The 26,527-nt window shown below is 66.1% G+C and carries 25 protein-coding genes and 1 tRNA gene; 18 read left to right on the top strand and 8 right to left on the bottom strand.

Features of this window, described 5'->3' with window-relative positions; translation table 11 throughout:
- Positions 1-8: 8 nt before the first annotated feature.
- Positions 9-308, bottom strand: a complete 300-nt coding sequence (locus ACX1NL_RS04270; protein ID WP_181888102.1) for a hypothetical protein — start codon at positions 306-308, stop codon at positions 9-11.
- Positions 309-1,163 (bottom strand): mycothiol conjugate amidase Mca, encoded by an 855-nt coding sequence (gene mca / locus ACX1NL_RS04265; protein WP_236883387.1) that lies wholly within the window; start codon positions 1,161-1,163, stop codon positions 309-311.
- Positions 1,164-1,279: 116 nt separating this feature from the next.
- Between mca and ACX1NL_RS04260 the strand changes: the two genes are divergently transcribed.
- The 3 genes from ACX1NL_RS04260 to ACX1NL_RS04250 all read left to right on the top strand — a co-directional run bounded on the left by ACX1NL_RS04260 (position 1,280) and on the right by ACX1NL_RS04250 (position 2,933).
- Entirely contained in the window at positions 1,280-1,738 is a 459-nt protein-coding gene (locus ACX1NL_RS04260; protein ID WP_458898701.1) for a DUF4307 domain-containing protein, read from the top strand.
- Between the two features lie 106 nt (positions 1,739-1,844).
- Positions 1,845-2,366 (top strand): transcription elongation factor GreA, encoded by a 522-nt coding sequence (greA, locus tag ACX1NL_RS04255; protein ID WP_181888100.1) that lies wholly within the window; start codon positions 1,845-1,847, stop codon positions 2,364-2,366.
- A 39-nt stretch (positions 2,367-2,405) separates the two neighbouring features.
- Complete coding sequence (locus ACX1NL_RS04250; RefSeq protein ID WP_181888099.1) at positions 2,406-2,933, top strand: hypothetical protein; 528 nt, start codon at positions 2,406-2,408, stop codon at positions 2,931-2,933.
- Between the two features lie 73 nt (positions 2,934-3,006).
- Here the strand turns inward: ACX1NL_RS04250 and ACX1NL_RS04245 are convergent, their stop codons facing one another.
- Positions 3,007-3,813 (bottom strand): Bax inhibitor-1/YccA family protein, encoded by an 807-nt coding sequence (locus ACX1NL_RS04245; protein WP_269952525.1) that lies wholly within the window; start codon positions 3,811-3,813, stop codon positions 3,007-3,009.
- Positions 3,814-3,994: 181 nt separating this feature from the next.
- Here ACX1NL_RS04245 and ACX1NL_RS04240 point away from each other — a divergent pair, with 181 nt between their 5' ends.
- Entirely contained in the window at positions 3,995-4,921 is a 927-nt protein-coding gene (locus tag ACX1NL_RS04240; protein ID WP_311389545.1) for a suppressor of fused domain protein, read from the top strand.
- Here the strand turns inward: ACX1NL_RS04240 and ACX1NL_RS04235 are convergent.
- Positions 4,914-5,381 (bottom strand): S-ribosylhomocysteine lyase, encoded by a 468-nt coding sequence (locus tag ACX1NL_RS04235; protein ID WP_181888096.1) that lies wholly within the window; start codon positions 5,379-5,381, stop codon positions 4,914-4,916. The genes ACX1NL_RS04240 and ACX1NL_RS04235 overlap by 8 nt on opposite strands.
- Before the next feature lie 90 nt (positions 5,382-5,471).
- Between ACX1NL_RS04235 and ACX1NL_RS04230 the strand changes: the two genes are divergently transcribed.
- From ACX1NL_RS04230 to ACX1NL_RS04220, 3 genes are all read left to right on the top strand, one after another.
- Positions 5,472-6,338: a GDSL-type esterase/lipase family protein gene (locus ACX1NL_RS04230; protein WP_311389544.1), complete on the top strand. Its 867-nt coding sequence runs from the start codon at positions 5,472-5,474 to the stop codon at positions 6,336-6,338.
- A gap of 26 nt (positions 6,339-6,364) precedes the next feature.
- Positions 6,365-6,718 (top strand): DoxX family protein, encoded by a 354-nt coding sequence (locus ACX1NL_RS04225; RefSeq protein ID WP_181888094.1) that lies wholly within the window; start codon positions 6,365-6,367, stop codon positions 6,716-6,718.
- Between the two features lie 87 nt (positions 6,719-6,805).
- A complete protein-coding gene (locus ACX1NL_RS04220) occupies positions 6,806-7,564 on the top strand; it encodes an SDR family NAD(P)-dependent oxidoreductase (RefSeq protein WP_181888093.1) in 759 nt (252 codons plus the stop codon).
- Here the strand turns inward: ACX1NL_RS04220 and ACX1NL_RS04215 are convergent.
- Positions 7,565-7,641 (bottom strand) — tRNA-Leu (locus tag ACX1NL_RS04215). It abuts the gene before it with no gap.
- A 157-nt stretch (positions 7,642-7,798) separates the two neighbouring features.
- On the opposite strand from ACX1NL_RS04215, the gene ACX1NL_RS04210 reads away from it, so the two are divergent.
- Together ACX1NL_RS04210 and ACX1NL_RS04205 are read left to right on the top strand one after the other, a co-directional pair.
- A complete protein-coding gene (locus tag ACX1NL_RS04210) occupies positions 7,799-9,121 on the top strand; it encodes an esterase-like activity of phytase family protein (RefSeq protein WP_458898700.1) in 1,323 nt (440 codons plus the stop codon).
- Positions 9,122-9,164: 43 nt separating this feature from the next.
- Positions 9,165-9,818 (top strand): CPBP family intramembrane glutamic endopeptidase, encoded by a 654-nt coding sequence (locus ACX1NL_RS04205; RefSeq protein ID WP_458898699.1) that lies wholly within the window; start codon positions 9,165-9,167, stop codon positions 9,816-9,818.
- 21 nt (positions 9,819-9,839) lie between these two features.
- On the opposite strand, the gene mfd is transcribed toward ACX1NL_RS04205, so the two are convergent.
- Together mfd and ACX1NL_RS04195 are read right to left on the bottom strand one after the other, a co-directional pair.
- Positions 9,840-13,484, bottom strand: a complete 3,645-nt coding sequence (gene mfd, locus ACX1NL_RS04200) for a transcription-repair coupling factor (RefSeq protein ID WP_458898698.1) — start codon at positions 13,482-13,484, stop codon at positions 9,840-9,842.
- Positions 13,485-13,489: 5 nt separating this feature from the next.
- Entirely contained in the window at positions 13,490-14,155 is a 666-nt protein-coding gene (locus tag ACX1NL_RS04195; RefSeq protein ID WP_083327966.1) for a TetR/AcrR family transcriptional regulator, read from the bottom strand.
- Positions 14,156-14,324: 169 nt separating this feature from the next.
- On the opposite strand from ACX1NL_RS04195, the gene ACX1NL_RS04190 reads away from it, so the two are divergent.
- On the top strand, positions 14,325-15,005 hold the full coding sequence (locus tag ACX1NL_RS04190; protein ID WP_458898697.1) for a DUF3558 family protein: 681 nt from the start codon (positions 14,325-14,327) through the stop codon (positions 15,003-15,005).
- An 84-nt stretch (positions 15,006-15,089) separates the two neighbouring features.
- Positions 15,090-16,931 (top strand): hypothetical protein, encoded by a 1,842-nt coding sequence (locus ACX1NL_RS04185; protein ID WP_458898696.1) that lies wholly within the window; start codon positions 15,090-15,092, stop codon positions 16,929-16,931.
- A gap of 28 nt (positions 16,932-16,959) precedes the next feature.
- On the opposite strand, the gene ACX1NL_RS04180 is transcribed toward ACX1NL_RS04185, so the two are convergent.
- Complete coding sequence (locus ACX1NL_RS04180; RefSeq protein WP_458898695.1) at positions 16,960-18,486, bottom strand: multicopper oxidase family protein; 1,527 nt, start codon at positions 18,484-18,486, stop codon at positions 16,960-16,962.
- A 22-nt stretch (positions 18,487-18,508) separates the two neighbouring features.
- Here ACX1NL_RS04180 and ACX1NL_RS04175 point away from each other — a divergent pair, with 22 nt between their 5' ends.
- The 7 genes from ACX1NL_RS04175 to ACX1NL_RS04145 all read left to right on the top strand — a co-directional run bounded on the left by ACX1NL_RS04175 (position 18,509) and on the right by ACX1NL_RS04145 (position 26,432).
- Positions 18,509-19,735, top strand: coding sequence for an MFS transporter (locus ACX1NL_RS04175; protein WP_458898694.1), 1,227 nt, complete (start codon positions 18,509-18,511; stop codon positions 19,733-19,735).
- A gap of 116 nt (positions 19,736-19,851) precedes the next feature.
- A complete protein-coding gene (glmU, locus tag ACX1NL_RS04170; RefSeq protein ID WP_458898899.1) occupies positions 19,852-21,237 on the top strand; it encodes a bifunctional UDP-N-acetylglucosamine diphosphorylase/glucosamine-1-phosphate N-acetyltransferase GlmU in 1,386 nt (461 codons plus the stop codon).
- A gap of 4 nt (positions 21,238-21,241) precedes the next feature.
- The gene (locus tag ACX1NL_RS04165) at positions 21,242-22,219 is read left to right on the top strand and encodes a ribose-phosphate diphosphokinase (protein WP_181888085.1); all 978 of its coding nucleotides are present in this window, start codon (positions 21,242-21,244) and stop codon (positions 22,217-22,219) included.
- Positions 22,220-22,295: 76 nt separating this feature from the next.
- A complete protein-coding gene (locus ACX1NL_RS04160; protein WP_181888084.1) occupies positions 22,296-22,742 on the top strand; it encodes a hotdog fold thioesterase in 447 nt (148 codons plus the stop codon).
- A 3-nt stretch (positions 22,743-22,745) separates the two neighbouring features.
- Positions 22,746-24,095, top strand: a complete 1,350-nt coding sequence (locus ACX1NL_RS04155) for an amino acid permease (RefSeq protein WP_458898693.1) — start codon at positions 22,746-22,748, stop codon at positions 24,093-24,095.
- Positions 24,092-25,108: a histidinol-phosphate transaminase gene (gene hisC / locus ACX1NL_RS04150; RefSeq protein ID WP_458898692.1), complete on the top strand. Its 1,017-nt coding sequence runs from the start codon at positions 24,092-24,094 to the stop codon at positions 25,106-25,108. Before ACX1NL_RS04155 ends, hisC begins: the two co-directional genes overlap by 4 nt.
- On the top strand, positions 25,098-26,432 hold the full coding sequence (locus ACX1NL_RS04145) for an MFS transporter (RefSeq protein ID WP_458898691.1): 1,335 nt from the start codon (positions 25,098-25,100) through the stop codon (positions 26,430-26,432). Before hisC ends, ACX1NL_RS04145 begins: the two co-directional genes overlap by 11 nt.
- Positions 26,433-26,527: the final 95 nt, after the last annotated feature.

Raw genomic sequence — 26,527 nt, 5'->3', positions numbered from 1 at the left:
CTAGCCAGCTAGAACGCGTTTTTCTTCCGCTGGTCCTTCAGACCAGCCTTTTCCATGGCCTCGTCGATCGCCTTCTCGTCGAATGGGTCGATGCCGCGCGCCTCCGCGAACGCCTGGCGGCGCTTGAAGCGGGAGAAACGGCGGTGGAACGACCAGCCGATGAACAGCACCACGATGGCCAAGACCACCAACAGAAGCAGACCGATCGGCGAGGCCTTGCCAAAGTCCGGGCCCACCGGGGTCTCGCCCGGATTCTGGGCCAGCACGAAGCTCGCGGCGTTGGCGGCGGCGACAGTAAAGGTTGTCATTTAGCTTTCCTCCTCGATGCCGGCGAACAGGTCGGTTTCCGGCAGGGTGGTCTCCACCCTGGACGCGGCGAGCTCAAACTCCTCGGTGGGCCAGACGTCCTGCTGGTCCTCCACCGGGCTAGCTAGAAACGCGCCGGCGGGGTCGATCTGCGTGGCGTGCGCAGTGAGCGCCTCGGCGCGCTGCTGGAAGTAGCCGGCGCACTCGACCTGGGTGGTCACGCGGCCGAATACGTCGCCTTCGTTTTCCTCCCAACGCTTGATCATCAGCTCGTACGGGCTCTGCTTCCCACGCTGGATCAGGCGCTCCTGCAGCAGTTTCATGCGCTGCAGGATGAATCCGTGCGAGTAGTACAGCTTCAGCGGCGTCCACGGCTCGCCGGTGCCGGGCGCGAAGTCCGGGTCGCCCGCGCGCTCCCAGGCGATCATGGAAATCGCGTGCACCATCAGGTGGTCCGGGTGCGGGTAGCCGCCGTTTTCGTCGTAGGTGATGATCACGTGCGGGCGGAACTCGCGGATCTGCTCCACGATCTTCACCGCCACCTCTTCCGGGTCCTGCACCGCGAACGAGCCTTCCGGCAGCGGCGGCAGCGGGTCGCCTTCGGGCAGCCCGGAATCCTCGTAGCCCAGCCAGACGTGCTCCACGCCGAGGGCTGCCGCGGCGCGCGCCATTTCCTCGCGGCGCACCTCGAGGATGTTGTCCAGCACGCCCGGGCGGTCCATTGCCGGGTTGAGCACGTCGCCGCGCCGGCCGTCAGTGCAAGTGACGACCTTGACGCGGTTGCCTTCTGCGGCGTACTTGGCCATGGTGGCGGCACCCTTGGAGGACTCGTCGTCGGGGTGGGCGTGAATCGCCATGAGACGCAACCCGGTCACTCGATCAATCCAACTTTCGTAGGGGTCAGTTCTGTACCTCCGCGTCATCTTAGTACCATCAACTCGAAAGTCCTTACCACCTGCAAGGAGCCGTTTCCGTGAGCACCGCAACCACTCCCCGCCCCGCCAACCGCTACGGCCGTTCCAACCGCGCCGGCGGCTCCATCGGCGGCAAAGTGGTCGCGGTTGTCGCCGCACTGCTCATGATTGCCCTGCTCTTTGTCGGCGCCCGCACCATCATGCAGCGGTTCAGCGAGCCCGTTCGCGCGGAGTTCATTTCACAGGAGCGTATCGACGACAACACGGGCCGGCTCTGGATCGACGTCAACCGCAAAAACCCGGACGTGCCTGCGTACTGCATCGTCACTGCGGTGGATTACTCGCATTCGGAGGTGGGCCGCCGCGAGGTGGTGCTGCCGGCCGGCGGCGAGCAACACTCCCGCATTGCGGTGGACCTGCCGGTGCGCGAGCCGCTGGTGTCTGGCCGCATCTACGGTTGCTCCGAGAATCTCCCCTTCTACATGGACCCGGAGAGCAGCTTCTACGCGCCGCGCTAGCGAAAACCGGCCCGAAGGCGTGTGGTAATCTTCCGGCTGTATATCTGCACACATTGGCCCGCTAGCGGCGGGCCGATTTCACGTATCAGGGAAGGTTTAGACCCCTATGGCTGAATCCCAGCAGCAGTACATCACTCCTGAAATGAAGGCCAAGCTCGAGGCCGAACTGCAGCAGCTCATTGATAACCGCCCCGCCATCGCGGCCGAGATCAACGAGCGCCGCGAGGAGGGCGACCTCAAGGAGAACGCCGGCTACGACGCGGCCCGCGAGCAGCAGGACCAGGAGGAGGCGCGCATCAAGCAGATCTCCGAGATCCTGTCCAACTCCACCACGGAGCGCGCTGGCATTGTCGAGGGTGTTGCCCACGTCGGCTCCGTCGTGCACGTCTACTATGACGGCGACGAGGACGACCGCGAGACCTTCCTCATCGGCACCCGCGCCGCCTCCACCGACAACGCGGATTTGGAGACCTACTCGGAGCAGTCCCCTCTCGGCGCCGCCGTCGTCGGTGCCGCCGAGGGCGAAACCCGCAAGTACACCGCACCGAACGGCCGCGAGATTTCCGTCACCGTGGTCTCGGCCGAGCCGTATGATTCAGTCAAGGCCTCCACGCCCCGCGCGAAGTAGCCAGTACGTTTCTCTTTTCAATACAGAAGGACCATTCCTGTGATTGCCACCTCTTCCCGCAAAGCAGTAGCCGGCGTCGCCGCCCTGGCAGCTCTCGCCCTGGCAGGCTGCACCCCGCCGCACCAGAACCCCTCCTCCGAGAAGGTCGACACGGCCACGACCCAGGACCCGAACTCCCTGAAGGGTGCAGGCACCTCCGCCACCACGGCCGGCACCGCTACGGCGACAAACGTCACCGCGGCGAATGCCGTGAAGGAGCAGGAAACCTCCGAGGCCGCTGTCGCCGCTGCACCGGTGTTCAATAACTGCGGCGCCACCGACCTGGTGCGCCCGGACCGCCTGACGGTGGACTGCGAGAACCAGGACGACTTCCTCGAGAACATCGTCTGGGACCAGTGGGGCGAGGACCTCGCCGAGGGCACCGCAACCCGCGTTGTCACCTCCCCGGACAACCGCGAAGAGGGCGTGAAGGTTGTGCTGGGCAACCCGGAGATCGTCGACGGCAAGCCGGTGTTCACTACCGTGACTGTCGACGGCCAGCCCGTCGTGCCGGATAACAACTACTAAACCGCGCGCACGACAAAGCGCCTCGCCCCGGAGATGATCCGGAAGCGAGGCGCTTTGTGTTTCTGCAAAGGCCCTAGCGGTCGTTGACGTAGGACAGCAGGCGCAGGATCTCGGTGTAGAGCCACACCAGGGTCACGGCCAGGCCGAGCGCGACGCCCCAGGAGGCGCGCTCCGGAGCGCCAGTGCGAACCAGCTTGTCGGCGAGGTCGAAGTCCTGCAGGAAGGACAGGGCCGCCAGCACGACGCAGACGACGCCGAAGATGATGGACAACGTGCCACCGTCGCGAAGCGGAGAGATGCCGGTGAAGATTGCCAGCAGGAAGTTGCCCAGCGCCATGATGGCCACGCCGAAGATCATGCCGGTGACGATGCGGTTAAAACGCGGGGTCACGCGGATCGCGCCGCGGCGGTAGACCACGAGCATGCCGATGAACACGCCGACCGTGCCCAGGATGGCCTGGAAGATCAACTGGCCGGCATCGGCGCCGCCGACGGTGAACCAACCGGAAACGGTCAGCGAGAATCCGCCGAGGAACAGGCCCTCAAACGCGGCGTAGATCAACGTCAGCGTCTTAGAGCCGAACTCGCGGCGGAACGCGTTGACCAAGGTGGTGATGAAGCCGCCGATGGCGCCGACGATGGTCAGGATGACACCGAGGTTGACGTTGCCAGTAAGGAAGATGCAGAAGTTCACCGCGGCGAACGCGATGATCACGGCGAGGGTGATGCCCGTCTTGGTCACCACATCATCCACCGTCATCGGACGCTGCTGATCTATCTCTCGCGCGCTCCCCGGCAGCGTCGCGGTCTGGCCATCCTGGTAGCCGTTGTCCGCGTCCGCCCCCGGAATGTTGCGCAGAACGGGGTTAGTGCTTCTCACGTCGTACAAATCCTTTCCAATGGGTTTTCGTACCGTTTGTCCCGGACCCGATCTTGAACCAGAGTCCAAAGAGTTCACCGGGTATAACGCCACACTTACCAAAAAGGTTCCCGCGAGCGCAGTGTTCGCTGAAACCACGGCTGAAGCCCACCTCGCCGGGGCGGGGTTATGGTGGAATTCCATGGGAGTTTTCGACAGCGCCCGCCGCGGCCCTAGAACCGGCGGCGAGGTGGTGCGCAGCCACATCGCTCAAGCTGCCGGTGGCACGGACGCGTACGTGTTTTCCTACCGCCACTTAGAGGTCCACGCGTACGTGCTAGCCGAGCCTGTCCCCCACGTGTTGTACTGCACCTACGGCAAGTCCCGCGTGGAGTCTTCCCAGCCGTCCGCGGGCACACAGACGGAGCTCACCTTGCGGGTGCCGGGCACGCCTGCGCTTCCCGACGAGTGGCCGGCGAAACTGCTCGCCCGCGCCGCCCGCGACGACATCGAGCCGGGCCACTACCTCGTGCTGGACAACCCGCGCGGAACGTTGGCCGGTTTCGCGTTTGTCACCGACCCTGTCCTCGGCACGCTCGACGGGCCCACCGGCCGGATCCGCTTCACCTACGCCGTCGGCCTCAACGGCGACGACGTGGAGCACATGCTGTCCTGGGACCCATTGAAGTTCGCGGCCTTTGTCGGCGACCGCGTGCCGCTGGGGCTGAGCTCCACGGACCGCGATCCAATCGGCGCCGATCCGCAGGCCCGTGCGTTGTTGGATGAGGCGGTGGGGGCCGAAGGGTCGTCGATAGGCGCGATGCACGCCCGCTACCTCGAGGTCGACGCCGGGGGACGCGTGGACCTGGACCCGGCGGCTGCGCGCGCAATCATCCGGGCGGCACGCCACCGGATCCTACATGGGCGAACGTTTGCGCTGCTCAACGGCGACATTTGGTTCCTGCTGGACCCGCAATTGTCGGCGGCGGAGCTCACCGACGACCACATCGCAGTCCCGGCCACCACGGCGCTCGCCCACGAGCTGCTCGCAGTGTTCGACGCGGTGCCAGGCCTCTACCGCCTGCGCACCGCGCCGCTGGAGATTCGGGTGGTGGACCCGACTACTTAAAGACGGTGCCCCACTCGTCGCGCTTGTCCAAAAACGCCTGCGCCTCGCGCTTGGCGGCCTCCAAGTCGTGGCTTGCACCCCAGCCGCACTGCTTCTCGTTGGCGGCCGGCACCTCGTTGGCGTTGGTGATGTCGGTGAGCGTCTTTTCCACCAGCTCGGCGACCTCCTCCTCCTCAGCGACGTCGCCGGAAAGCATGAGGTAGAAGCCGGTCTGGCAGCCCATCGGGCCGAAGTCGATGACGTTGTCCGCGTGGTTGCGGGCGTGCTCGGCGAACATGTGCTCCAGCGAGTGCACCGCCGGCATCTCCAGGTGCTCTTCGTTGGGCTGCTTGAAGCGGATGTCCCACTTCACCAGCGTGTCGCCCTTGGGCAGCTCCTTGCGGTCCGCGAGCCGGATGAACGGGGCGGCTACCTTGGTGTGGTCGAGGTTGAAAGATTCCACATTCATACGATCAGTCATGACCTTGACTCTACTGATCGGAGACGCACATGCCCACCACCCTTGTTTGGTTCCGCGACGGCAACAGTCACGGCAGGTAGGCTCAGGCGCGTGAGAAACCTGATCCGTCACGCAGCAGTGGCCGCCTCTGCGCTGCTTGCCGCCACGACCGCCTCCCCCGCTACCGCGCAGCCCGCGGGCAACGTGGTGGTCTTCGGCGACTCGTTCGCCGCTAACCCGGACCAGTACCTCAACACTGTGCTGCGTTTCGCTGACGGCACAGGCCTTTCCTCCACCTCCTCCGAGCGCGTGCTCCGAAACAACCCGAGCGAGTCAGGCTGCCTCCACGGCCCGGGCAATTGGCCCAGCCAGCTCGGGGAGCGCACCGGCGCGAAGGTTACAGACTGGTCGTGCGCCGGCATCACCTCCGGGCAGATGCTCGGCCGCATCGACCATGCGGTGCACACCGGCGCGCTGAACGCGGGCACCCGGGCGGTGACGTTGGGCGCCGGCTTCAACGACCACTGGCGTCCCTTGCTGGACAAGCCCGGCACTACTTACGACGCCGCACGCACCCGCGAGCAGTACTTGGCCAACATGCGCGCCGCCGCGGCGAAAATCCGCGCCGTGGCGCCGAACGCGAAGATCATCATTCCCGGCATGCTTTCGGTGACCGGAGAAAACGGCGCGATTTGCGCCTTCAACGTAGTACCCAACCTCCCGCTCGGCGTGCCCACTCCGACGGTGCACGGCTGGGAGCAGCACCACCGCAACAACCAGCGCGAAGCCGCGCGCCAAGTAGGCGCGGCGTTTTTGGACATCAACGCCCAGTCCACCGGCCACAGCACCTGCGCCCGCGACGCCGACCGCTGGGTCGCAGGACTTGTCGACACCACTACGGCGGGATACAACATGGTCTTCCACCCCTCCCGCGCCGGGTCCGCCTTCGTGGCCGACCAGGTCGCCCGCGCGCTGTAACGCAGCCCAGGCGTAAGCTCGGGCCAATGACACCGTTGCAGAAGTTCCTCATTCCCCTGTTCACTGGCGCGGGCGTGCTGCACTTTGCAAAGCCGCAGCCTTTCGACGACATCGTGCCCGATGCCCTCCCCGGCTCCGCACGCACCTACACGTACGTCTCCGGCGTGGCCGAGCTCGCCGCTGCAGCCCTACTGGCGAATCCAAAAACCCGCGCGGCCGGCGGCAAGTTCGCCGCCGCCCTTTTGGCGGCGGTGTGGCCGGCGAACTTCCAGATGGCGTGGCAGTGGCGCAACGAGCCGTGGCAGAAGCAGATCATCTCCATCGGGCGCCTGCCGCTGCAGATCCCGCTGATCAAGGCTGCGCTCGGCGCGGCGAAATAAGTAGCTGCCTCAAACCGGCCCCAGGAGGGTCGGCGGCTGCTTACACTTTGGCTGCATCTTATCCCCACGGAAGGTCAAGGAACAGTCATGAGCAAGTTTGAAAACAAAGTTGCGCTGGTCACCGGCGGCGCCTCCGGCATCGGTGAGGCCATTGCGAAGCGTCTCGCCAGCGAGGGCGCCAAGGTGGTGGTCGCCGACATCAACGACGACGCCGCCAAGGACGTCGCCGCCGCGATCGAGGCGGACGGCGGCGCCGCGGCCGCGTTCCACCAGGACGTGGCCAGCAAGGAGGACAACGAGGCGGCCGTGCAGTTCGCCGTGGACACGTTCGGCGCGCTCCACCTCGCAGTGAACAACGCGGGTGTGGGCGACCACACCCCGCTTGCGGACAAGGATCTGGCCGATTGGGACAAGGTCATCTCCATCAACCTGTCCGGCGTGGCCTACGGCTGCCACTACCAGCTCAAGCAATTCTTCGCGCAGGGCAACACGGAGCAGTGCGCGATTGTGAACATGTCTTCCATCCACGGCTCCGTGGGCCGCGCCGGCGGCATCGAGGCCTACACCGCCGCGAAGCACGGTGTGGTGGGGCTGACCAAGTCTCTGGCAGCGGATTACGCCGCCGCCGGCATCCGGGTCAACTGCGTGGGTCCGGCGTACATTGACACGCCGCTGATTCAGCGGGCGCAGGGCGAGGCCCGCCAAGCGCTCGTCGATAAGCATCCTGCTGGCCGCCTGGGCGAACCCGAAGAGATTGCGGCTGTGGTGAGCTTCTTGCTTTCCGACGACGCGTCGTTCGTCAACGGCTCCTACCACCTCGCCGACGGCGGATACACCGCCGTGTAGTGGTGCCCCCAGTCGGGCTCGAACCGACACTGGGCGGATTTTAAGTCCGCTGCCTCTGCCAATTGGGCTATAGGGGCGACGGGAAACATCGTACTTCCCCCGCGCCTCCGGGCGGGAATCGGTCGGCTTTTTCACCGAGCGGAGCCGGCCTCCCCGCCCTACACTCATTGTGCGAAAACTAAGTTTCGCCTGAGTTTGCGCTCAGCTTCTGAACGACAGTAAAGGCAGTGGCACATGACTATTCAGCTCCCTCCCCCGCTCGACCAGATCATCAAGAACCTCAATCTCGAGCAGCTCATCGCGGCTGTCGCAGGCGCGTTCGTTGTCGGCGGCCTCGTCGGCGGCGCGATCGGCGCCGCCGCCGGCGGCAGCTCGGAGGCAACCGGCTCGAGCAACGGTGCTGCCCCGTCCGCGCCCGCCCCTGAGGTCGACGGGCCGGTGCTTGAGGGCCGCGCGAAGCTGTCGGCGCTCTACCAGGCCCCGGGCCCGGATTCCGGCAAGGACGCCTTCGACGGCAACGGCCAGACCCACCCGTTTAAAGGCCAGGTCATCCCGGGCTTTTCCGGCATGATCGAAAAGGGCGACGGCGAGTTCTACGCCCTGCCCGACAACGGTTTCGGCTCGAAGCAGAACTCGTCCGACTTCCTGCTGCGCATCTACACGGTGAAGCCGAACTGGGAGACCGCAGAGACCGCGAAGGACCCGAAGGACGTCGGCGGAATCGACGTGCTGGACTACGTCGCGCTGAAGGACCCGAACAACACAATCCCGTGGGAGATCGTCAACAACGACACCAAGGACCGCCTGCTCACCGGCGCCGACTTCGACCCGGAGTCCTTCGTTCGCGCGGCAGACGGCACCTTCTGGGTCGGCGAGGAGTTCGGCCCTTACATCCTGCACGTGGACAAGGACGGCACGCTTCTCGACGCCCCGTACCCCTACCCCGGCGTAAAGAGCCCGTCGAACCCGACCCTGGGCAAGGACGAAAAGCCGAACCTGCGCAACTCCAAGGGCTTCGAAGCGATGGCCACCGACGGCCGCTACTTGTACCCCATCTTCGAGGGCTACCTGGACAGCGCCACTGACAAGCGCGAGCGCGTGATCTCCCAGTTCGACACCGAAACCGGCAAGTACACCGGCAAGACCTGGAACTACCTTGCAGAAGGCGACGACGCCCTGATCGGCGACGCGTTTTTGACCAAGGACGGCCGCCTGCTCATGCTCGAGCGCGACGATTTCCGCGGCTCGGACGCGCAGCTGAAGAAGGTCTTCGAGGTCAAGGACTTCGCGGACGCGAAGCCCGGCTCCACGGTGAAGAAGGAACTGATGGCGGACCTGCTCGACATCGCCAACCCGTCCAAGATCGGCATGGTTTCCGACGCCCGCGCCTACGGCGTCGGCGACCCGTTCCAGTTCGCGCTGCTCAGCGTCGAAACCATCGTCCAGCTCGAGGACGGCCGCTACCTCACCGCGCTGGACAACAACTTCCCGGGCGACGACGGCCGCTACCGCGGCAAGCCCGACGACACCGAGATGATCATCTTCTCCGTGAAGTAACAACCGGGGATGCTTGGCCTGCGGGCCGGTAACCTTTACTTCCGTGTTTGCGGAAGTTGACGGACAAGGGCCCCACGTGACCAGGCAATGGCTGTTCTTGGTGCCATGCGCGCTCGGCGCACTCGGCCTGTTTCTCGCGCGCCGCGCCGGCGACGGCACCGCCGGCTTCTACTGGGCCACCGCGTTTACGGCGGTGGTCTATGCGGCCGCGTGGTGGCTGTGGGGTGACCGCCAGACGTTCGCGGGGCCCCGCAAGCTTTACGACGTCCTCCGGGGCACCCTCATCGGCGCCACCCTCGCGGTTGTGTTCGTCCTCGGCGCGCTGGTGGTGCAGCATATCCCGTTGCTGGCCGGCCCGGCCGCGGAGCTGCTGCAGACCCCGAACAAGGGCGGGTGTTTTCTCACCCTGCTGGTGCTGGTGGTCAACGGCGCAGGCGAGGAGATGGTGTTCCGCGACGCAGTGCCGCGCCAGCTGCGCGGCATGGGCCAGTCGGTGGTGCAGGCAGGCGTGTGGTCCACGCTGGCCTACTGCCTGGTCACCTGCGTGATGGGCGTGCCGCTTCTGGTCTTCGCCGCCGGCGTGCTGGGGGCGGTGACCTACTACGAGTCCGTGAAAACCGGCAGGCTCTACTCCCCTATCGCGGCGCACCTGACGTGGAGTATCGGCATGCTGCTGATCCTGCCGCGCTTTTTCTAGGCAAGCCTCTCAGCAGCCCTGCTACTCGCTGACGGAGAACACCTTCTTCTTCGGCGCCTTGTCTGCGGCCGCAGAATCCGCCGCAGCACCCGCGACGGAGATCTTCGGGGCGTCGAGCATCTCCGTCATGAAGTCGGCGACCCACTGCAAAAGCTCCAGGTCGCGCAGGTTCGGCGCGTTCAGCGCCCGCTTCGCCCCGCCTTCGCGCGGCATCGGCACCTGCAGCGCCTTCGCCGCGGCGCGGAAGTTCGCGCCCGGGTAGAGGCGCTTGAGGCGCACCTGCTTGGAGTCCGGCAGCTCGACCGGGTGCAGCTTGATGCGGCTGCCCTGTGTGAGGATGTCCGCGACGCCGACCTGGCGGGCCTGGTTGCGCAGCCGCGCCACGGCCATGAGGTGTTCAACCTCGGTTGGCAGGGCGCCGAAGCGGTCGATCATGTCGTCGGCGGCGGCGGTAAGGGCGTCGTCGTCACGCGCCTCCGCGAGCTTGCGGTAGACCTCCAGGCGCAGGCGCTCGGAGTTGATGTAGCTTTCCGGGATGTGCGCGTCCACGGGCAGGTCCACGCGGATTTCTTTGGGGCCTTTGTCGGTGGCGTCGATGGGCTCGCCGCTCATGAGTCCCTTGAAGGTTTCCACGGCCTCGCTGACCAGGCGGACGTACATGTCAAAGCCCACGCCGGCGATGTGGCCGGACTGCTCGGCACCGAGCACGTTGCCGGCGCCGCGCATCTCCAGGTCCTTTTGGGCCACGGCGATGCCGGAACCCAGGTCGTTGTTCTGGGCGATGGTGGCCAGGCGGTCGTAGGAGGTCTCCGTGAGCGTTTTGTCCTTCGGGTACAAAAAGTACGCGTAAGCGCGCTCGCGGGAACGGCCGACGCGCCCGCGCAGCTGGTGCAGCTGGGACAGGCCCATGTTCTGGGCGTTTTCCACGATCAGGGTGTTGGCGTTGGCGATGTCCAGGCCGGTTTCCACGATGGTGGTGCAGACCATGACGTCGTAGTCGCGGTTCCAAAAACCCTGCACGGTCTGCTCGAGCACCTGCTCGCTCATCTGGCCGTGGGCGACCACGATGCGTGCCTCTGGGACCAGCTCGCGCAGCTGGCGGGCGGTCTTTTCAATGTCGGAGACTTTGTTGTGGATGTAGAAGACCTGGCCGTCGCGGAGCAGCTCGCGGCGGATTGCGGCGGCGACCTGCTTGTCCTCCTGCGGGCCCACGTAGGTCAGCACCGGGTGGCGGTCCTCCGGCGCGGTGGTAATGGAGGTCATCTCGCGGATGCCGGTCAGCGACATCTCCAGGGTGCGCGGGATCGGCGTTGCGGTCATGGTCAGCACGTCCACGTGCGACTTCAGCGCCTTGATGTGCTCCTTGTGCTCCACGCCGAAGCGCTGCTCCTCGTCCACGATGATCAGCCCGAGGTTCTTCCACTGCACGCCCGTTTGCAGCAGTCGGTGGGTGCCGATGACGATGTCCACGGAGCCGTCCGCAAGCCCGGAGATGATCTTTTTCGAATCGGCGGCGGTGGTGAAGCGCGACAGTTCGCGCACGGTCACACCGAAGCCGTCCATGCGCTGGTTGAACGTGGAGAAGTGCTGCTGGGCCAGAAGGGTCGTGGGCACGAGCACCGCGACCTGTTTGCCGTCCTGGACCGCCTTGAATGCGGCGCGCACGGCGACCTCGGTTTTGCCGAAGCCCACATCGCCCACGATGACGCGGTCCATCGGCGTGGGCTTTTCCATGTCCGACTTCACCGCTTCGATGGCGGTGAGCTGGTCTTCGGTCTCCACGAACGGGAAGGCGTCTTCCATCTCGTGCTGCCACGGGGTGTCCGGCGCGAACGCGTGGCCCGGCGCGGCCTGGCGCTTGGCGTAGAGCTCCACCAGCTCGCCGGCGATTTCGCGCACCGCGGCGCGCGCCTTGCGCTTGGTGGATTTCCAGTCGGAGCCGCCCATCTTGCTTAGCGACGGCTTCTCGCCCCCGGTGTACTTACTCAGCAGGTCCAAAGACTCCATCGGCACCCACAGCTGGTCGCCGGGCTGTCCGCGTTTGGCGGGCTGGTACTCCAGCACGATGTATTCGCGGCGCGAGTCCTCGTCGCCGGCTTTGACGGTGCGCTCCGCCATCTTCACGAACTTGCCGATGCCGTGGGTGTCGTGCACCACGAAGTCGCCGGGCTGCAGCGCGAGCGGGTCGACGCGGTTGCGGCGGCGCGGGGCGCGTCGTTTAGCACCTGCGATGTCGCCGACGCGGTTGCCGGTCACGTCCGTTTCCGTGACCACGACGAGGTTCGGGCCACCAAAGACCAGGCCCGCGTGCGACAGCGCCTGGTACAGGGTCACCGCCCCCTCGACCGGCTCCAAGCCTGGTGTGGCTACGCGCGCGGACACGCCGTGCTCGCGCAGGCGCTCCGCCATGCGGTCGATCGTGCCCTTCGCCGGAGCCACGAACGCGACCTTGCCGTGGTTCTGCCCGATGTGCAGCTTGAGGGTGGCGTAGAGCTGCTCGATCGCCTTCGGGTCGCCCTTCGGCGCGGGCGCGGCCTCGAACTCCAGCGGCAGCGTCTCCGCGTCGTCGGCGGCGAACATGCCGGGAGGCGCGAACGTCCACCAGGCGTTGCCGGCCTTGGAGGCGGAGACCTCCAGCGACTCGTACGAGCGGTACGAGGAGGCGGACACGTCCAGCCCCTCCACCACCACGGGGCCCTCGGCGCCCATGGCCGCGGCCTCCCAGCCGGCCTCGAGGAACTCGCGGTCCGTCGCCTCCAAGTCGGCGATGCGGGCGCGCACTTTCTCCGGGTTGGTCACCAGCACCACGGAACCGGCGGGCATGAGCTCCGGCAGCACCGAGTACTGCTTGTCCGTCAGCGCCGGGATGAGCGCCTCCATGCCGTCCGCCGGCTGCTTCTCCGAGATGCGGGCAAGCAGCGACGACAGCGTCGGGTTCGAGGGGAATTTTCGCGCGAGGTCGTCGGCTTTGGCGGCCACGGTGTCGTCGATAAGCAATTGCCTCGCGGGGTGCAGTTCAACCGAGCGCACCTCCTCGATGGTGCGCTGGTCCGCGACCGCGAAGGAGCGGATGTCGGTGACTTCGTCGCCCCAAAATTCGATGCGCACGGGGTTTTGCGCAGTGGTCGGGAAGACGTCGATGATGCCGCCGCGGGTGGCGAACTCGCCGCGCGACGCGACCATGTCCACATGGTTGTACGCGAAGTGCACCAGCTGCGCGGTCAGCTCCTCGAAGTCGCGCTCCTGGTCCACCGCGATGCTGATCGGCTCCGCCGGCGGCAGCACCGGCTGGCACACCGCGCGCGCCGCCGCGACGATCACGCGCGGCATGTCCCACAGCACCTTCGAGCGACGCCCCACAATGTCCGGCGCCGGCGAGAGACGCTCGTGCGGCAGCGTCTCGTACGCCGGGAACTGGGCGACCTTCTCCTCGCCCAGAATGGCCTTCAGCTCCGCGGCAAGGTCCTCCGCCTCGTGGCCGGTGGCCGTGACAAGCAGCACCGGCGTCTCGCGCGCTATCGCGCCCGCCGCCCAGGAACGCACCTGGTCAATGCCTGTGACGTGCAGCGAATCCTCGCCCACGTGCGTGACCAGGCCTTTCAGTTTCGGGTCCGTCAGCGCCGCGGTGAGCAAACCGCCCAACACGGGCGGGGTGGTTTCAGTCATGTGTCTTACGCATCCTTCTCTGCGGTTTCGCCGCTTGTCTCGTCGCTCGCGCTTTCGCTCGCCTCGCCGCTTCCGTACACGCGCGGCTGCGCCTCCATCCCCCGCAACCCGTTCCAGCACAGGTTGGAAATGTGCGCCGCCACGGTGTGCTTGTCGGGCGTGCGCTCGTCCAGCCACCACAGCGCAGAATTGGAGACGGTGCCGACAAGCGCCTGACCGTACAGCCCCGCCATCGACTCGTCGAGCCCGCGGTGCTTAAACGCCTCCCCCAGCAGGTAGCTCACCTCCGCGGTGACGCGGTTGAGGATCGTCGAATACGTCCGCCCCTCCCCCGGCAGCTGCCCGTGCGCGAGGATGACAAACCCGTCAGTTTCCTCCTCCACGTACGTCAAAAGTGCCAGCACGCCGCGCTCGATGCGGTCGCGCCACGGGCCGGCCTGAATGTTCGACGTAATCGTGTGCTCCAGCCGGGCCATTTCCAGCCGCACAACCTCCTGGTACAGGCCTTCCTTGCTGCCGAAATGCTCGTACACCACGGGCTTGGACACCCCGGCGCGCGCCGCGATCTCCTCCATGGAAATACCGTCGAGCCCCCGCTCAGCGAATGCTTGCCTGCCCACTCCGATCAACTGATCTCTGCGCTGGGGTGCCGTCATTCGCCTACGAGCCATGCGCCCTAGCTTAGAGCGTCGTAGTGTTAACCCCGTCTTTGGCAGTTGACGGGTCTGGTCTACAATCAACGGTGCTATTCCCCATGGTGTAATCGGCAACACTACGGTTTTTGGTACCGTCATTCTAGGTTCGAGTCCTGGTGGGGAAGCTTTTTTATTGGAGGGGTACATGAAACGCCACATCGTTTGGCTCATGGCATGCGGGGTCCTTGCGGGGTGTGCTTCGGAGCCTTCGCCTATCGACGCCCCTCCGGCCCCCACCGCCAACCACCAGGACAACGAGCACAGCGCCGAAGCCGCGGGCGGTGCTGTTGGCGGCTCTGCTGGAGGTTCTGGCGACAGTTCTGCTCGCAGTTCTGCGGATGCTCCCGCCGTGTTCCACTTCAAAAGCGGCACCCTCGAGATCGGCGACTTCGACCCCTACACCCTCGGCGACGACATCTTCGACCCCTGCACCGAGATCTCGCCCGAGGAATTCGCCGCCGCCGGCTTCGACAACGTCGAGCCCATCCCGGAGGAGTACGCGGGGCTGGCTAAAGGGCTAAAGCTCTGTCATTTTTCCAATAATCCCCAGTTGCCTGCCGAAGGGTTTGCCCAAAATAACGCTTCTCGCGGAGAAGTTGAAAAACAAGTTACTTTGCTTCCGGGGTACGAATCCGTTCTGTTGCCTCAAATATTTGTGTACGGCCCCGTCAGTGACTTCGGTGCTCACTGTTACGCGCAACTGGATACCGTTCGTGGGGGGCTTGTCTCCCTAGCAAGTGGATGGGACGAAGAGACATCCCAGGACGCTATTTGCCACGCAGCGGTTCAGAACCTGGAAAAGTTGTACAGGGCGAATGCAGGCTGATGCTCACTAAAGTGAACACTCTCTTTTAATGCAACATCCGCCTGGCTACGGTGAGCTCAGACAGGTTCATACGCAGGGGGACAAATGATTCTAAAACTGGATTCGGCCGAAGTAGAAAAGGCAATCGACCAACTTCGCTCAGTAGCTAAGACGGTGATAAGGGGGCAGGGTGGCAAACAACTGGCCTCCCTCTCCAGCTTCTCGACCGCAGGCGGCTTGGACGAGGCGGGCGAGCGCCTCAGCCCGATCGGGGACGAGCGCGCGCCGGAGGCGAATCAGGCCATCGCGCTGTACCTGAAGCACACTGCGGACAACCTGTGGCTGGCGTTGACCAACACGCAGCAGACGGATGAGTCGTTCTCCGGGATGATGGGCTCACTGCTGGCACCGCTTGGTGGCCCAGCTGCTGCACTCACGCCGATGTATGCACAGGGCTTCCAGCAGCTCAAGGCCGCAGACCCGAAGACCAACACGTTCGACAACGCAGCGGTGTCCTCCGCGTCGGAGTCGTCGCTGCTCGGCGCGGAAATGAATCTGAACCTCACCAATACATCTCTGGCGTACTCCGCGTCGGACTTTTGGACTTCCAACGCCCAGCTCATCGAAAACGCCATTGAGGAACTCAACGGCGTCCACCACGCGCTGAGCTCGTCCGCGGACACGGTCTGGATCCAAGAGGCGATGAAGAAAGTCACGCAGATTCAGAATGCGGGTTTGGAGTACGTCGCTAACTCGCGTTCGCTCGCTAATCACACTGAGGCGCTTGGCATGGCCGCTGACTCGGAGAGCATGTACGCCTCTGCCGCCGCTGCGGCCTACATCGCGGCGGAGGATCCGAAGATCAAAGCGCAGATCGAGTCGGACTACCTCAGCTCGTATTCTTCCCGCGTCACTTCTGGGCTCCAGCCGGCAATTCCAGCGTTTAACCGGCTGCTGCCGGACGCGGGAAAGCTTCCGTCGACGCCCTACGCCAGCACCGACGTGCCCGCCCCGGCCACAACGTCGTACACGCCGACTGAGCTTCCACCGGGCCTTCGGGAGGTGCTGACCAACCGTGGCTACGGCGACCTCGCGCACGCGAAGTCGCCAGCAGAGGTCATCCAGCAGTACGGCCGCCCCACCCCCGAGACCTTCGAGCGCATCGCCGCGGGCGCGGCTCCCACCCAGTCCGCCTCTGCTGTTCTCGCCCCGCCTGCCCCTTCAGCAGCAGGAAGCTTGGCGACGGCTGCTCCCGCCTCCCCCACCAATCCCCTCACCCCCACCATCGGTGGATTCAACGGCACGCCTCAGACCAACGCCAGTGCGAGCACCGCAAGCGCCGGTACGGGCGCCGCGGGATTCGGCCTCGCGCCGGGCAACGCCGTCGCGGGAGGCCGCGGCGCAGCTTCTGGCCACAGCACCAGCACAGGGCTTGCCAACAGCGCCCGCCCTGGCGCAGGCGCGGGCACCGGTGTCGGTGGAGGCTTCGCCAACGGTCGTGGTCTCGGCGCTGGCGCGAACGGGATCGCCGGAAGCCAGCGCGGCGCATCGTCGCTCGGGCCCGGCATTGGTACGGGTGCCGGAGTAGGCGCCGGAGCTGGATCGAACGCCGGAGCGGGCCAAGGCGCAAACGGCATGCGCCCCGGTATCGGCGGCGCTGGTGCTGGTGGAACTGGCGCGGGCGGCACCGGCGCTAACGGTGCAGGCTCGTCCTACTCCGCCGGGGCGCACGGCGCGGCAAGCCAAAACGGCCACGGCGCACGCGGCGGTGCCGTGGCCGCAGGGCCCATGGCTGCTGGCGCCAACCGGGGCCGCGGGCGCGACAAGTCAGGCTCGAAGGTCCGCACCGTCACCAGTGCGGTGGAGCGCGACGGCAACCTCAAGGCGCTGCTTGGCGACGCTCCCCTGCTCCTGCCAGCAGTCATCGGCCACAACGTGCGCGGCTAAACCCGCCCCAGCCTAAACCCGCTGCTGACTAGTGCCCGCCGTGGCCGGCGGGCAGATCCAGGTCCGCCTCCTGGCCAGGCTCGACGATGACGAACTGGCCCATCATGCCGCTGTCTTCGTGGTTGAGCATGTGGCAGTGGTACATGTACGCCAGGCTCGGGTCCGGGTAGTAGCCCATCTCCACGAGCAGGCTCACCGTGGCCAGCGGCGGGACGGTGATGGTGTCGTGCCAGCCGGTGGTGAATTCCAACTCGCCGTTTTCCACGCCGATGACGGCAAAGCGCGCGTCGTGGATGTGGAAGTTGTGAGCCATGTCGTCGTTCTCGTTGGTCACGTGCCAGATCTCTGGGCCCTTGTGGTCCACAGTGAAGTCCACGCGGGTCATGTCCATGGTCTTGCCGTTGATCTCGGTGCCGTTCATGCGGAACTCGCGCTCCACCTCGACAGAGTCCGCGTCAGGTACCTCGAACGGCACCAGCGAATCCGCAAGCTCAGACACCTCGGGTGCGTCGTCCGACGGCGCTGCGATCTCGAGCAGATCGAACTTATCGGTGAAGCCGAACATCTCCGCGGTTTCTTTATCCGGCATGCCGCCCAGGTCCGGGACACCGTCGCTGCGCAGCTTCAGATCCTTGCCCGGCTCTAAGTCCACCACGATCTCCACGCGCTCGCCGGCGCTGAGCAGTACGCCGTCGACCTCGACCGGCGCGTCCAGGAAACCCTGGTCCGTGGCCACCACATAAAACGGCTTGCCCAAGGACAGGTGGTGGAAGCGCATCGTCGCGCCGTTGAGCACGCGCAGGCGCACGCGCCGGGTGGTCGCCTCGAATCGCGGTTTAGTCATGCCGTTGACCATGACGGTGGAGCCGACCCAGCCGTTGTCCTCGTCCAGCTGGCCGTCGTCGGTGAAGTTGGCGTCGGTGATGATCACGGGGATGTCGTCTACCCCGTACTCATTGGGGAGGCCGGGGAAGGCGGAAGTGTCGTCGTCAAGCACAAGACCACCAGCCAGGCCGCGGTAGGCGTGGACGGCGGACTTTTCGTGCGGGTGCGGGTGGTACCAGCAGGTCGCGGCCGGCTGGTCCACGGTCCACGACGGCGACCAGGACTTCCCCGGATCGAACATGAGCGCCGGCCCGCCGTCGGCGGTCGCCGGCAGGTGCAGGCCGTGCCAGTGCACGACGGTCGGTTCCGGCAGCTCATTGTGCACCGTCATGTCGATTTCCTCGCCGCGTCGCATGTACAGCGTCGGCCCCTGGTACGGGCCGTTGAAGCCCCAGGTTTTGGTCATGGTTCCGGGTACGATCTCGAACTCGCCTTCCTGCGCGGTCAGCTCGAAGCGGCGAACGTTGCCGTCGAGCTCGCCCTCGTACAGCGGCGGGATGCGCAGCGGGCGCGCCTCGTCGTCCGCGCCCAGCGGCTTGGTTTGCGAGGACTCCGAGCACGCCGTGCCCGTCGCTGCCGCGGCCAGCGCCGCCGTCGCAAGGAGTGTGCCCCTGAAAAACGTGCGCCTGCTCATTGCCATGTCCGCCTCCCGGTTCGCTGATACTCTCATTCGACCCTACTATCCGTTATGTATGCATAACGATCAACGCGAGGAACGCAACGCACGCCGGTTCATCTGGTCCAACGGCCTGCAAAACATCGGCGACCAGGTCGTCGCGCCGAAGACGGTGCTGCCGTGGTTGTTCGGTACTGCGGGCGTGCCGGCGGTTTTGACTTCGTTCCTCGTGCCCATCCGCGAATCCGGCTCGATGCTGCCGCAGGCGTTTTTGAGCCCGTGGGTGACCTCGAAGCGCTCCCGCAAACGCGTGTGGCTCATCGGTTCGTGGGGCCAAGCCATCGCCGCGGGGCTCATTGCGTTGAGCGCATTGCTTCTCGACGGCGCTCCGCTCGGCGCCGCCATCCTGATCTTGCTCGCCGCCCACGCGCTGTTCCGTTCCCTGTGCTCGCTGGCCGGAAAAGACGTGCAGGGACGCACGATCTCCAAGGGCCGCCGCGGCGACATCACCGGCCGCGCCACCGCCCTGGCCGGGGCGTTCACCCTCGCCATCGGCCTCATCCTCACGTTTTTGCCCAACAACCTGCCGCAGTGGGCACTCGCCGCGCTGCTCGCCGTGGGCGCTTCCACGTGGGCGCTGGCGTCGCTGGTCTTTAGCGGGATCGAGGAGCCGGAAGCCGAACCCGAGGCCAAAGACGGCCAGAGCATGAGGCAGATGTGGGCGCTGGTCAAAAGCGACCGGGACCTGCAGAAGTTCCTGGTGGTGCGCTCGCTGATGCTGGTCACCGCCCTGTCCACCCCGTTCATCGTGGTCATGGCCGGCAACGAGGGCGCGGACCTGACCGGCCTCGGCGCGTTCATCATCGCCTCCGGCGGCGCGTCGCTTCTGGGCGGCAGGGTGTCGGGCAGGTTGTCCGACAGGTCGTCGAAAAGCACGATGGCCTGGGCCGCGGGTATCGCTTCGACCGTGATCGTGGCCCTCGTTCTCAGCGCCCGCCTCGCGCCGGCCGGGGTGAACGCCTGGGTCATGCCGCTGGGCTTCTTCCTGGTCAACCTCGCGCACACCGCGGTGCGTGTGAGCCGCAAGACGTACCTGGTGGACATGGCCGACGGCGACAAGCGCACCATGATCACCGGCGCCTCCAACACCGTGATGGGCATTGTGCTGCTGGTTGTCGGCGCGATGTCGTCGGCGATTGCGGTGCTCGGGCCGCAGGCGGCGCTCATCTTCCTGGCCGTCGTGGGCTACGCCGGCGTTTTCGGCGCGCGGAACCTGAAAGAAGTCTCGGCGGCCGCCGCCTAGGCGTTATGCTTGGGGCCGACAAAAACCGCTCAACACCCTATAAATCAAGGAGCATTCGAGTGCCTACTCACTTCGAACGTGCCGTTGTCGTGCTTGCGGCCGGCGCCGGAACCCGCATGAAGTCCGACCGCCAGAAGACGCTGCACGAGATCGGCGGGCGCAGCCTGCTGTCCCACTCCCTGCACGCGGCCGCCGGTGTGCACCCCAACTACCTGGTTGCGGTTGTCGGCCACCAGCGCGACCAGGTCGCCCCGGCCGTGGAGCAGATCGCCGAGCAGATGCACGTGGAGATCCGCCAGGCCGTCCAGGAGGAGCAAAACGGCACCGGCCACGCGGTGCAGGTGGGCCTGTCCGCAATCCCGGACTTCGACGGCACCGTGGTGGTCACCAACGGCGACGTGCCGCTTCTGACCCCGGAGACCCTGCAGGCGCTCGTGGAGAAGCATGAGTCCGAGCACGCCGCGGTTACCGTGCTCTCGCTCGAGTTCGACAACCCCACCGGCTACGGCCGCATCATCCGCGGCGAGGCCGGCGACGTCCTCGAGATCGTGGAGGAAAAGGACGCCACCGACGAGCAGCGCAAAGTCCGCGAGGTCAACTCCGGCGTGTTCGCCTTCGACGGCAAGGTGCTTCGCGACGCCCTCACGCGCGTCACCCCGGACAACGCCCAGGGCGAGTTCTACATCACCGATGTTTTGAGCATCGCGCGTAACGACGGCCTCCGGGTCACCGCCTTTACCGCCCCCGACGCCCGCGAGCTCGCCGGCGTGAACGACCGGGTACAGCTGGCGGAGGCCGGCAAGGAGCTCAATCGCAGGCTCGTCGAGAAGGCGATGCGGGGTGGCGCGACCGTGATCGACCCGGACACCACCTGGATCGGCATCGAGGTGGAAATCGGCCGCGACGTGGTCATCCACCCGAACACCCAGTTGTGGGGTTCCACCGTCATCGGCGACGGCGCCGAGATCGGCCCGGACACCACCCTGACCGACATGGAGGTCGGCGCCCGCGCCACCGTCGTGCGCACTCAGGGCGAGCTCGGCGTCATCGGTGAGGAAGCCACCGTCGGCCCGTTCACCTACATCCGCCCCGGCACCGAGCTCGGCGCCCGCGGCAAGCTCGGCGGTTTCGTCGAATCCAAGAACGCCAAGATCGGCGAAGGCTCCAAGGTGCCGCACCTGACCTACATCGGCGACGCCACGGTGGGCAAGCACTCCAACATCGGCGCAAGCTCCGTGTTTGCCAACTACGACGGCGTGAACAAGCACCACACCACCATCGGCGACTACTGCCGTACCGGCTCCGACACCATGTTCGTCGCGCCGGTCAACATCGGTGATGGCGCCTACACCGGCGCGGGTACAGTGGTCACGGAAGATGTGCCCGCCGGCGCGCTTGCCATCAAGGAAGGCCGCCAGCGCAACATCGAAGGCTGGGTGGAAGACCGCCGCCCGGGCACCGAAGCGGCAGAGGCTGCGAAAAACGCGAAGCGAGAGGGTTAATTTCATGACTGGTTACTCCACCGAAAACCACAAGGACCTCAAGGTCTTCACCGGACGCGCCCACCCGGACCTCGCAGAAGCTGTGGCCAAAGAGCTCGGCATCGAGCTGGTGCCCACCACCGCGCGCGACTTCGCCAACGGCGAAATCTTCATCCGCTTCGAAGAGTCCGTCCGCGGGGCCGACTGCTTTGTCATGCAGTCCCACGCCCAGCCTCTGAACAAGTGGCTGATGGAGCAGCTGATCATGATCGACGCGCTCAAGCGCGGCTCCGCTAAGCGCATCACCGCGATCCTGCCGTTCTACCCGTACGCCCGCCAGGACAAGAAGCACCGCGGCCGCGAGCCGATCTCCGCCCGCCTGATCGCGGACCTGCTCACCGCCGCCGGCGCGGACCGCATCGTGTCCGTGGACCTGCACACCGACCAGATTCAGGGCTTCTTCGACGGCCCGGTGGACCACATGCACGCCCAGCCGATCCTGGTGGACTACATCAAGTCCAAGTACCCGCTGGACAACCTCGTGGTGGTCTCCCCCGACGCCGGCCGCGTGAAGTCGGCGGAGAAGTGGGCCAACATGCTCGGCGACGCCCCCATGGCGTTCGTGCACAAGACCCGCGACATCGACGCCGCGAACAAGGTCGTGTCCAACCGCGTCGTCGGCGACGTCGACGGCAAGGACTGCGTCCTCATGGACGACATGATCGACACCGGCGGCACCATCGCCGGCGCCGTCGGCGTGCTCAAGGAGGCCGGCGCGAAGTCCGTGGTCATCGCCTGCACCCACGGCGTGTTCTCCGACCCGGCACGCGAGCGCCTCAGCGACTGCGGCGCCGAGGAAGTCATCACCACCGACACCCTGCCGCAGGACACCGAAGGCTGGAGCAACCTCACGGTGCTCTCCATTGCGCCGCTTTTGGCCAAGACGATCCACGAGATTTTTGAAAACGGCTCCGTGACCACCCTGTTCGAGGGTCAGGCGTAAACGCCGCGGTTCGCCGGGACTCAGCCGGGGCAGCACTTGCGCTGCCCCGGCTTCACGCATACGGGAAGGAATAAGGATGTACGAGCGCTACGCCCCGTCGGTGGATTTCACCCCCGACCTCGAGCACGCGAAGTCCATGTTCGACAACGACGCCACCCTGGAGTACCTCGGCGCCACCATCACGCGGCTTGAGCCGGGTGTGGCTGAGGGCGAGTTCACGGTGGAAGCGCGCCACGCCAACGGCTTCGGCGTGTGCCAGGGCGGCGTGCTGTTCACCTTCGCCGACGCGCTGTTCGGCGGCGCGTGCAACTCGCGGCGAACCGACCCGACCGTCAGCGCGCAGTCCGAGATGATCTACCTCGCGCCCGCGAAGATGGGCCGCACCATCCGCGGCGTCGCGCGCGAGCGCCACACGTGGGGCAGAAACGGGCTTTCGGACGTCACGCTTTACGACGGCGACACCGCCATCGCCGAATTCCGCGGCATGTCCCGCACCACCACCCGACCACCGACAGGAAACTAAACCGTGAGCCAGAACGACAGCCTGCAAGAACAGGGGCTGAACAGGAGCGTCAAGAGTAGGCAATTGATGATGATTGCCTTTGGTTCGTCGATAGGCACGGGCCTGTTTTTGGGCTCCGCCGGATCGATCCAGTACGCCGGGCCGGCGGTGCTGATCTCGTTCGCGCTCGTCGGGGTGATCGTGTACTTCCTCATGCGCATGCTCGGCGAAATGGCGGTTGAGCACCCGGTCTCCGGCTCGTTTGCGGCGTACTCGCGCGCGTTCATCGGGCCGGTGGCCGGCTTCATCACCGGCTGGAACTGGTGGTTCACCACCGTCGTGGTGGGCATGCTGGAGCTGACCGCCATGGGCACCTTTTTGGACTACTGGTTCCCCGGGCTGCCGCACTGGGTCACCGCGCTGGTGACGCTGCTGGTGGTGGTGGTGCTGAACCTGTTCAACGTGCGGGTGTTCGCCGCGACGGAGTATTGGCTGTCCTTGATCAAGGTCGCGGCGCTCGTGCTCATGATCGTGCTCGGGTTCGCGCTCGTGGTGGGTCTCGGCCCGGACGAGGCGATCGGGTTTTCCAACATCACCGACCACGGCGGGTTCATGCCCAACGGCGTCTCCGGCGTGCTGTTCGCGCTGGTGGCGGTGACGTTCACGTTCGGCGGCATCATGTCCATCGGCACCGCCGCCGGCGAGGCGGACAATCCGGAAAAGGCCATCCCGCGCGCCGTGAACTCCGTGGTGTGGCGCATTCTGGTGTTCTACCTCGGCGGCATCGGCACCATCTTGCTGCTCGCGCCGTGGAACGAGCAGGGATCCAACGAGAGCCCGTTCATCCGCGTGCTGTCCGGCGTCGGCTTCGGCCCCGCCGCCACGGCGCTCAACGTGGTCATTGTGGTGGCGGTGTTCTCGGTGCTCAACACCATGACGTACTCGGGCGCGCGCATGCTGCGCGACCTTGCCAGAAACGGCCAGGCGCCTCAGGCGTTCGCCGCCACCAGCACGAAGGGGCTGCCTACCAAGGCCTTGCTTTTCGACGCCGCCCTGATGGGCACCGTGGTCATCCTGAATTTCTTCTTCGAAGGCAAGATCTTCGCGGTGCTGCTGGCCATCATCGTCGGCACCGAGCTGATCACTTGGGCGGGCATCTGCATCTCGCACCTGAACTTCCGCAAAACCTCCAAGAGCGCAACCTTTCCCGCCCCGCTGTACCCGGCGGCGAACTGGGTCTGCATCGGGTTTTTCGTCCTCGTGCTCGTGCTGATGGGTATTCTGCCGGAATACCGCATGGGCCTTGCCACGCTGACCGGCTGGATCATCGTGCTAGGCCTCATTTCCCTGACCACACAGAGGAGCCACGCATGATCCGCCCCGACCTTGACTCGCTGCCCGCGTACGTTCCGGGCGTGCGCGACGAACGCGCCATCAAGCTGTCCTCCAACGAATGCGCCGAAGCGCCGCTTCCCAGCGTGCTCGACGCCATGAGCAAAGCGCTCGGCGAGGTCAACCGCTACCCGGACATGGGCGCAGTACAGCTGCGCGCGGCGCTGGCTGAGCACCTCGGCGTGGCGCCCGAGCAGGTTGCGGTGGGCACCGGCTCGTCCGCCCTGTGCCAGCAGCTGGTCACCGCCGCCGCAGGCCCGGGCGACGAGGTGGCCTTCCCGTGGCGCAGCTTCGAGGCCTACCCCATCTTCGCCCAGATCGCCGGCGCGACCCCTGTGCCGGTGCCGCTGACCGCCGACCACCGGGTGGACCTGCCTGCCCTCGCCGCGGCCGTCACCGAGCGCACGAAGCTCATCTTCGTGTGCAACCCGAACAACCCCACCGGCACCACCGTCACGGACGCCGAGTTCGCCGCGTTCATGGACGCGGTGCCCGCAGACGTTCTGGTGGCGCTCGATGAGGCCTACTTCGAGTACAACCAGGCCGCCGACACCCCCGTCGCCACCGAAGTCATCAACCGCTACCCCAACGTGGTGGGGCTGCGCACCTTCTCCAAGGCCTACGGGCTGGCGGGCGCGCGCATCGGCTACGCCTTCGGCCCGCAGGCTGTTATCGAGGCGCTGAACAAGGTGGCGGTGCCGTTTTCCGTCAGCTCCGTCGCGCAGGTCGCGGCACTCGCGTCACTTGCGGCTTCAGACGAATTGCGTGCGCGTATCGACGGCACCGTGGCCGAGCGGAGCCGTGTCGTCGACAAGCTTGGGCTCGCAGAAAGCCAAGCGAACTTTGTGTGGCTGCCCGGCGCCGGCCAAGAGCTGGCGGACCGGCTCGCCACAGAAGGCGTGCTGGTGCGCGTCTTCCCCGAGGGCATCCGTGTGACCGTGACCAACACGGAAGAAACCGACGCGCTATTGGAGGCGTTTTCCCGTGCGCAGTGAGCGCCGCCGCGTCATCGCGGCCACGACCATCGGCACCGCCATCGAGTGGTACGACTACTTCCTCTACGCCGCCGTGGCAGGGCTGGTGTTTAACAAGGTGATGTTCGGCCCGCTCGGGCCTGCGGCGGCGACGATCGCCAGCTTCCTCACCGTCGGCCTGTCCTTTCTGTTCCGCCCGTTGGGGGCGGTGCTGGCGGGCCACTTCGGCGACCGGCTGGGCCGGCGCGGCGTGCTCATGGTCACGCTGTTCACCATGGGCACCGCCACCGCGCTGATCGGGCTTTTGCCCACGTATGCAACCGCCGGCTGGCTCGCGCCGGCCGCGCTGGTGGTCCTGCGCATCCTGCAGGGCACCTCTGCTGGCGGCGAGTGGGGCTCGGCGGTGCTGCTGGCCGTGGAGCACGCGCCGGCAGACAAGCGCGGCCTCTACGGCGCTGGGCCCCAGGTGGGCGTGCCGGCGGGGCTTTTGCTGTCCTCCGGCGTGCTTGCGCTGATGACCATGATCGCCCCCGGCGAGGCGTTTTTGCAGTGGGGCTGGCGAGTGCCGTTCCTGCTTTCCGTCGGGTTGACGGTGTTGGGCTGGTGGATCCGCACGGGCGTCGACGAATCGCCGGTGGTGGAGGAAATGCGCGAGGTCGGCGCGCGCAACCCGGTCGGCTCCCTGTTCAAGCACCACGCGGGGCTCGTTATCGCCGCGGCGTTGATCTTTGCCGCCAACGGCACGGTGGGCTACATGACCACCGGCGGCTACATCCAGAACTACGTCACCGACCCGGCCGGGCTCGCGCTTGAGCGCGGCGACATCCTGTGGGCCGTCACCGCCTCCGCCGCCGCCTGGCTGTGCACCACCGCTTTCGCCGGCTGGGTGTCCGACATCATCGGCCGCCGCCGCACTCTCCTGGTTGGCTTTATCGTGCAGGCGGCCGGCGTGCTGGCCTTGTTCCCGCTGGTGAACACCGGGTCACTGGCGAAGATCACCGCGGCGCTGATCTTCCTCACCGTTGGGTTGGGGCTGACCTACGGCGAGATCGGCGCGTTCTACGCGGAGCTGTTCCCCGCCTCCATCCGCGCGTCCGGCGCGTCCATCTCGTATGCGCTCGGCGCGATTTTGGGCGGCGCGTTCGCCCCCACCATCGCCGCCGCCCTGCGCGAGGCAACCGGCGGCACCGCCGCGATCACCGTGTACTTGATGGCGGCGACGGTCACGGGCTTCGTCGTCACGCTTTTGATGCGCGAGCGCCGCGGCATCCCCCTCGGGTACGAGTATGAACAAGCCCAGGCAAGCGGGCATTTTGTGTGGCAGAAACCGGCTGCTACCCTGTAGCAGTCTCGGCGAGGGCCTTCAAAGGCCGTTATCGACGCGATTCTGAGATCCTTTTGCGATCACTCGACGAGCACATATCCGTTCAGTGGTCGCAG

The sequence above is a fragment of the Corynebacterium sp. CQ3829_602738 genome (assembly GCF_054478435.1).
Note: the sequence above shows the minus strand (reverse complement) of the source record. Positions and strands in the feature narration are given on the sequence as shown.